5 protein-coding genes are annotated in these 5,804 nt (G+C 67.6%); 3 read left to right on the top strand and 2 right to left on the bottom strand.

What is annotated here, in order from left to right:
- Together N5C25_RS20070 and moeB are read right to left on the bottom strand one after the other, a co-directional pair.
- On the bottom strand, positions 1-1,828 hold a 1,828-nt coding region (locus N5C25_RS20070), incomplete at its 3' end, for a monovalent cation:proton antiporter-2 (CPA2) family protein (RefSeq protein ID WP_279937753.1).
- A 366-nt stretch (positions 1,829-2,194) separates the two neighbouring features.
- Positions 2,195-3,331, bottom strand: coding sequence for a molybdopterin-synthase adenylyltransferase MoeB (gene moeB / locus N5C25_RS20065; RefSeq protein WP_279937752.1), 1,137 nt, complete (start codon positions 3,329-3,331; stop codon positions 2,195-2,197).
- Positions 3,332-3,420: 89 nt separating this feature from the next.
- Here moeB and N5C25_RS20060 point away from each other — a divergent pair, with 89 nt between their 5' ends.
- From N5C25_RS20060 to N5C25_RS20050, 3 genes are all read left to right on the top strand, one after another.
- Positions 3,421-4,236, top strand: coding sequence for an AraC family transcriptional regulator (locus N5C25_RS20060; RefSeq protein ID WP_279937751.1), 816 nt, complete (start codon positions 3,421-3,423; stop codon positions 4,234-4,236).
- A gap of 74 nt (positions 4,237-4,310) precedes the next feature.
- Entirely contained in the window at positions 4,311-4,946 is a 636-nt protein-coding gene (locus tag N5C25_RS20055; protein ID WP_279937750.1) for a LysE family translocator, read from the top strand.
- A gap of 94 nt (positions 4,947-5,040) precedes the next feature.
- Positions 5,041-5,790 (top strand): lysine transporter LysE, encoded by a 750-nt coding sequence (locus N5C25_RS20050; protein WP_279937749.1) that lies wholly within the window; start codon positions 5,041-5,043, stop codon positions 5,788-5,790.
- Positions 5,791-5,804 lie beyond the last annotated feature (14 nt).

Raw genomic sequence — 5,804 nt, 5'->3', positions numbered from 1 at the left:
CTTCCTCTTCCGGCACGTCCTGCGGGTTCAACGTCTTGCTTTCCCGCTTCGGCGCGGTGAACGGCGTCGGCGTCGGCACGCCCTGGCCGGAGTTGCCGAACACCATCTTGGCTCCGGCATTCAAACCACCACCGGCAATTTCCAGCTCAAATCGCTCGGCATCGCGGCGGCGGATCTGCTCGGCAATCTCCACCGCGTCGTCCTCATCCGCACCCAGCTCCACCAGCGCAGCCTGGCCGAACAGCACCGCCGATTCAAACGTCTCGCGGATCTGGAAATCGACACCGGCATGAATCAGCCGCAGCGAATGCTCGCGGTCGAACGAGCGCACCATGAGCTTGGCCTGCGGGAACTCGTGCGCCACCAGTTCGACGATGCGGTCGGCGGCTTCGGCCTTGTCCACGCACACCGCAATCGCACGTGCGGTGGCCGCGCCGGAGGCATGCAGCACGTCCAGTCGCGTACCGTCGCCGTAGTAGATCTTGAAACCGAAGCGCGCCGCGCTCTGGATCATCTCCACATCGTTGTCGATGATGGTCACGTCCACGTCGCGCGCCAGCAGCGACTGGCTGGCGACCTGGCCGAAGCGACCGAAGCCGATCAGCAGCACGCTGCCGGACAGGCCCTCGGCCTCGTCCACGCCGTCCATGTTTACCGTCGGCTTCGGCGCGATGCGCTTGTAGAGCAGCACCACCAGCGGGGTCAGCGCCATCGACAGCACCACCACGGCGGTGAAGTTGGCATTGATCTCCAGGTTGATCACGCCGGCCGATGCGGCGGCCGAGAACAGCACGAAGGCGAACTCGCCGCCCTGCGCCATCAGCACGCCCCGGTCCAGCGCCTGCGCGTGGTCGCTGCCCATGATGCGCGCGACCACGTAGATGCACAGCGCCTTGGCTGCCATCAGCGCCAGCACCAGGCCGAGGATCAGCTGCCAGTTGCCGGCCACCACGCCCAGGTCCAGCGCCATGCCGACGCTGAGGAAGAACAGGCCCAGCAGGATGCCGCGGAACGGCTCGATGTCCGCCTCGATCTGGTGGCGGAAGGTCGATTCGCTCAGCAGCACGCCGGCCAGGAACGCGCCCATCGCCATCGACAGGCCGGACAGCTGCATCAGCAGCGCCGCACCCAGCACCACCAGCAGCGCGGCGGCGGTCATCACCTCGCGCGCCTTCGATTCGGCCAGTACGCGGAACAACGGGTTGAGCAGGAAGCGGCCGACCAGCACCAGGCCGACGATGGCACCGACGCCGATCACCACCGACAGCCAGCGCGAACCCTCGCCATCGGCACTGCCCGCGCCCGGCGCCATCCAGGCCACCAGCGCCAGCAACGGGACGATCAGCAGGTCTTCGAACAGCAGGATGGAGACGATCTTCTGCCCCGACGGCAGCGCGATGTCACCGCGTTCGGCCAGCAGCTGCATCACCACCGCAGTGGAGGTCAGCACGAAACCGGTGGCGCCGATGAAGGCCACCTGCCACGGCAGGCCAAACAGCTTGGCGATGCTGGTCAGCACCAGCGCACAGGTGACGATCTGCAGCGTGCCCAGCCCGAAGATTTCCTTGCGTAGGCTCCACAGGTGCGAGGGCCGCATTTCCAGGCCGATCACGAACAGGAACATCACCACGCCGAGTTCGGCGGTATGCAGGATCGCCTGCGGGTCGGAGAACCAGCCCAGCCCGAACGGTCCGATCGCCAGGCCGGCAGCGAAGTAGCCCAGCACCGAGCCCAGGCCGGCCCGGCGGAACAAAGGCACCATCACCACCGCCGCGCCCAGCAGGGCGACGACCTTGACCAGCTCGCTGGTCGCTGCTTCTACCGCCATGCGGTGTGTTCCCCAAGATCCAGAATCGGGTTCAACAATAGAGCAATGCCGATGACGGCAATAGCACGCATGTTGCGCCGGATTGTCTTGGAGGTGGAACGATGCAGCGAGTGACCCCCGGCATCATCCCGAAACCATGCACATGCTTGGGTGGGCGCCATGACCTGTAGAGCCGAGCCCACGCTCGGCTGCTCTTCGTGCCGAGGCCAGAAGCAGCCGAGCATGGGCTCGGCTCTACAGTAGATCCACGCCATGCGGGATGACGCACAACCGCCGCGCCCCGGTAGATCCACGCCATGCGGGATGACGCACAACCGCCGCGCCCCGGTAGATCCACGCCATGCGTGGATGAATCCCCGGCCAGCCTCACCCACCCCGGCAGAACGCGGCGTAATCGATATACCCCGGGAATGGCACGTCCGGCGCGCACACCGGGCAGTGCGGGTCCGGCCGGATGCCGGTCTCGCGGAAGCGCATGCCCAGCGCGTCGAAGCGCAGTAGGCGGCCGACCAGCGGCTCGCCGATGCCCAGCAGCAGCTTCAGCACTTCGGTGGCCTGCAGCACACCAGCCAATCCCGGCAGTACACCCAGCACACCGGCCTCGGAACAGTTCGGCGCGAACTCCGGCGGCGGTGGCTCCGGGAACAGGCAGCGGTAGCACGGCGCCACGCCGCGCTGGCGGCCGGCGTCAAACACGCTGACCTGGCCATCAAAGCGCTCGATGGCGGCATACACCAACGGCTTGGCATGCGTGATGCAGGCGTCGTTGAGCAGGTAGCGCAGCGGGAAGTTGTCCGACCCATCCAGCACCACGTCCACGCCCTCCAGCAGCGCATCCACGTTCTCGGAGGTGACCCGCTCAGGCACGGCCTCGACCTCGATCGAGGGGTTCAACGCCAGCAGCCGCTCGCGCGCCGAATCGACCTTGAGCTGGCCGACGCTGGCTTCGGTATGCACGATCTGCCGGTGCAGGTTGCTGCGCTCCACCCGGTCGTGGTCGGCGAAGCGCAGGTGCCCTACCCCGGCCGCGGCCAGGTAGAAGCCAACCGGCGCGCCCAGCCCACCCGCGCCCAGCACCAGCACGCGTGATTGCTGCAGCCGGCGCTGGCCGGCCTCGCCCACCTGCGGCAGCAGCAGGTGGCGCGAATAACGGTCGTAGAAATCACGGTCGGCAGCGCTGGCCAGCGGCTGCACCAGCGGCAGCGACTGCTCGCGCCAGGCCACGGTGCCGCCGGTCACGGAAGCGACGTGGGTGTAGCCGGCCTGCAGCAGGAACTGCGCGGCATCGGCCGAGCGCTTGCCGCTCTGGCAGATCAGCAGGATCTCCTGGTCGTGCCGCGGCAGGTGTGCGGCCGGGTCGGCCTGCAGCTCGCCCTTGGCCACGCCGCGCGCGCCCTCGGCCATCCCGCCGGCCCGCTCGTGCGCCTCGCGCACATCGATCAGCACCGCGCCATGGGCCAGGCGCTCGCGTGCCTGCGCGGGGGAAAGCTCTTGGATGCTCATGGCGGCATTATCGCGCAGACACCCTCGACGTGCCCTGCCCCGAACATGGCACCATGCGGGCGTTGCCCCCTGCATCCCGGAACCGCTGCATGCGCTCTGCCACCGAATTCTGGCGTGACCCGCGCATGCCCTTCGTCGAAAGCCGACGGGCGTGCGACAGCCGCGCCTGCCATCGCCCGCACAGCCATGACACCTTCTCGATCGGCGCCGTGGACGCCGGCAGCAGCCTGTTCACCGGCGCCGCGGAAGGACCGCGCCTGCTGCAGCCTGGCAGCCTGGTCGGCGTACCTGCAGGCCGCGTGCATGCCTGCAACCCCCTGCCCGGCCAGGTCTGGAGCTACCAGATGCTGCATCTGGACGCGCGCTGGATGGCCGAGGTCCGCGCCGAGTATGACGACCTGCCCGAACCCGACTGGCAGCAGGAACCGATCCGGATTTCCAACCATCGCCCGCGCTACCAGCAGTACTGCCAGCTCAACCAGACGCTGTTCTCCGACGATCCGGTCAGCGTCAAGGAAGCGGCCCTGATCGCGTTCGTCGGCGATCTGGATGAACACGATGGTGTAGCCGTCGCTGGCCCGCCTGAAGATGCCGCATTACAGCAGCGGGTGCAGCCGGTGATGGACGTTCTGCGCCAGCGGCTCGAACACACCCCGGCCCTGCAGGAGCTGGCATCGCTGGCAGGCATGAGCCGCTACCAGCTGATCCGCGCCTTCCGGCGTGCCACGGGCCTGACCCCGCACGCCTGGCAGATCGACCAGCGCATCCAGGAGGCCCGGCGGCGGCTGTGCGAAGGGCAGGCACTGGCCGTGGTCGCCCATGCATTGGGGTTCGCCGACCAGAGCCATTTCCAGCGGGTCTTCAAGGCCCACGCCGGTGCGACCCCGGGCCAGTACCGGCGCTGAGCCTGCAACAACGTTCAATACGGTCGCGCGGCGCATCCCCACACTGGCGCCCCAGCCAGCCGCCGCCGGACCCGATGGAACAATTCCTGGTCATTGCCACCGTACATTTTCTCGCCCTGCTCTCACCCGGCCCCGACTTCTTCCTCGTTGCACGCACCGCGATCACCTCGGGCTGGCGCACTGCCAGTGGTGCCTGCGCAGGCATCGCCGTCGGCAATGGCGTCTTCATCGTGGCCGCTTTCACCGGAACGGCCATGCTGCGCCCAGGCAGCGCAGGGTTCATTGCGGTGCAATTGGCAGGCTGCGGGTTCCTGCTGTACCTCGGTACGCTGTTCCTGCGCCATGCGGGTTCGACGACGTTGCAGGCACCTGAAGCTGTCGACGGATCGCCAGCGGGTGGTGCCCACGGATGGTGGAGGGCGGCTGGGCTGGGAGCCCTGTCTGCGCTGCTAAACCCGAAGAATGCGCTGTTCTACGCAACGCTGGCGGCGATGCTCAATGGTCCGCAGGCCAGCGCCGCAACAAAGTTCTTCTATGGCGCGTGGATGTTCGGCATCGTCCTGCTATGGGATCTGCTGGTTGCCGCGCTGGTCGGCCACCCATGGGTGCTGGGTCGATTCGCGCGTGCCCTGCCCTCGCTGGAACGGGCCGCAGGGCTCCTGATGATTGCGCTGGCGCTATGGATCGCCCTGTCGCTGTGGCTGGGCTGATGCCGGTAATTCGCGCCTGTCGCAATAGCGTTCAATACGGCGCATTCACCGCAGCCCACACTCGGCACTTTCTGTAGTTTGGTGGCAGGTTTTCGTGCAGCAGTTCTTCATCGTCGCGGTGCTGTACGGCTTCGCCATGCTCCTGCCTGCGTCGAATCACGCGAAGATCCTGCGCACCGCGATGGGCGCTGGCGGGCACGCCGCCGTGGCCGCATCGTTCGGTATCGCCATCGGCACGGGCATCATCTGCGCCATGGCCTTCGTTGCGGCGGGCATGCTGGGAAACCGCGGCCTGTGGACGCTGGCGATGGAGTGCGCGGGCTGCCTGCTGCTGCTGCGCTTGGCGGGCATGTGCCTGCGCGACGCCGGGCTGACCTCCCTCTCTCCGCTTTCCCTGCAGATGCCCTGGGGCCTGACGGCCCGCTCCCGTTGGCCGCATGCCGAGGCTGGATGCCTGTTGGCGCTCGCCAGCATCAACAACTGGACGCTGCAGTTCGCGGTTGCAGCCCTGGTCAGCGGCCTCGTTGCCGACATGGATACCAAGGCCGCTTACGTGGCCTGCCTGGCCGGCGTCGCGCTGTCGCTCGGCCTGCTGATGGCGTGGCTTGGCAGCCACCCGCGCCGGGCACAGGGGTGTTGCCGATTGCTTCCGTGGCTGGAGCATGCCGCGGGTCTGGTGATCGGCGCGGTATCGGTGGCGTACCTGGCAGGAGTACTGGCTACCACCCTGGTCTGGGCAAGCCTCACGGGGCAGGCGCAGCTGCCCGAATCGATGATGGGCGCGCCCCGCAGCGCCCCATGCGCGTTGCCGCATTGCCGCGCTCGTCGCAACAGTTCGCCATGATTGAGGACTGTTGA

It is taken from the genome of Stenotrophomonas sp. GD03958 (assembly GCF_029839005.1).
Lineage (GTDB): Bacteria > Pseudomonadota > Gammaproteobacteria > Xanthomonadales > Xanthomonadaceae > Stenotrophomonas > Stenotrophomonas hibiscicola.
This window is presented reverse-complemented; position numbering and strand designations above follow the sequence as displayed.

Excerpts from the sequence above, each read along its gene's own strand:
- N5C25_RS20055 (WP_279937750.1), top strand. The coding sequence starts at position 4,311 with ATGGAACAATTCCTGGTCATTGCCACCGTACATTTTCTCGCCCTGCTC.
- N5C25_RS20060 (WP_279937751.1), top strand. The coding sequence starts at position 3,421 with ATGCGCTCTGCCACCGAATTCTGGCGTGACCCGCGCATGCCCTTCGTC.
- moeB (WP_279937752.1), bottom strand. The coding sequence starts at position 3,331 with ATGAGCATCCAAGAGCTTTCCCCCGCGCAGGCACGCGAGCGCCTGGCC.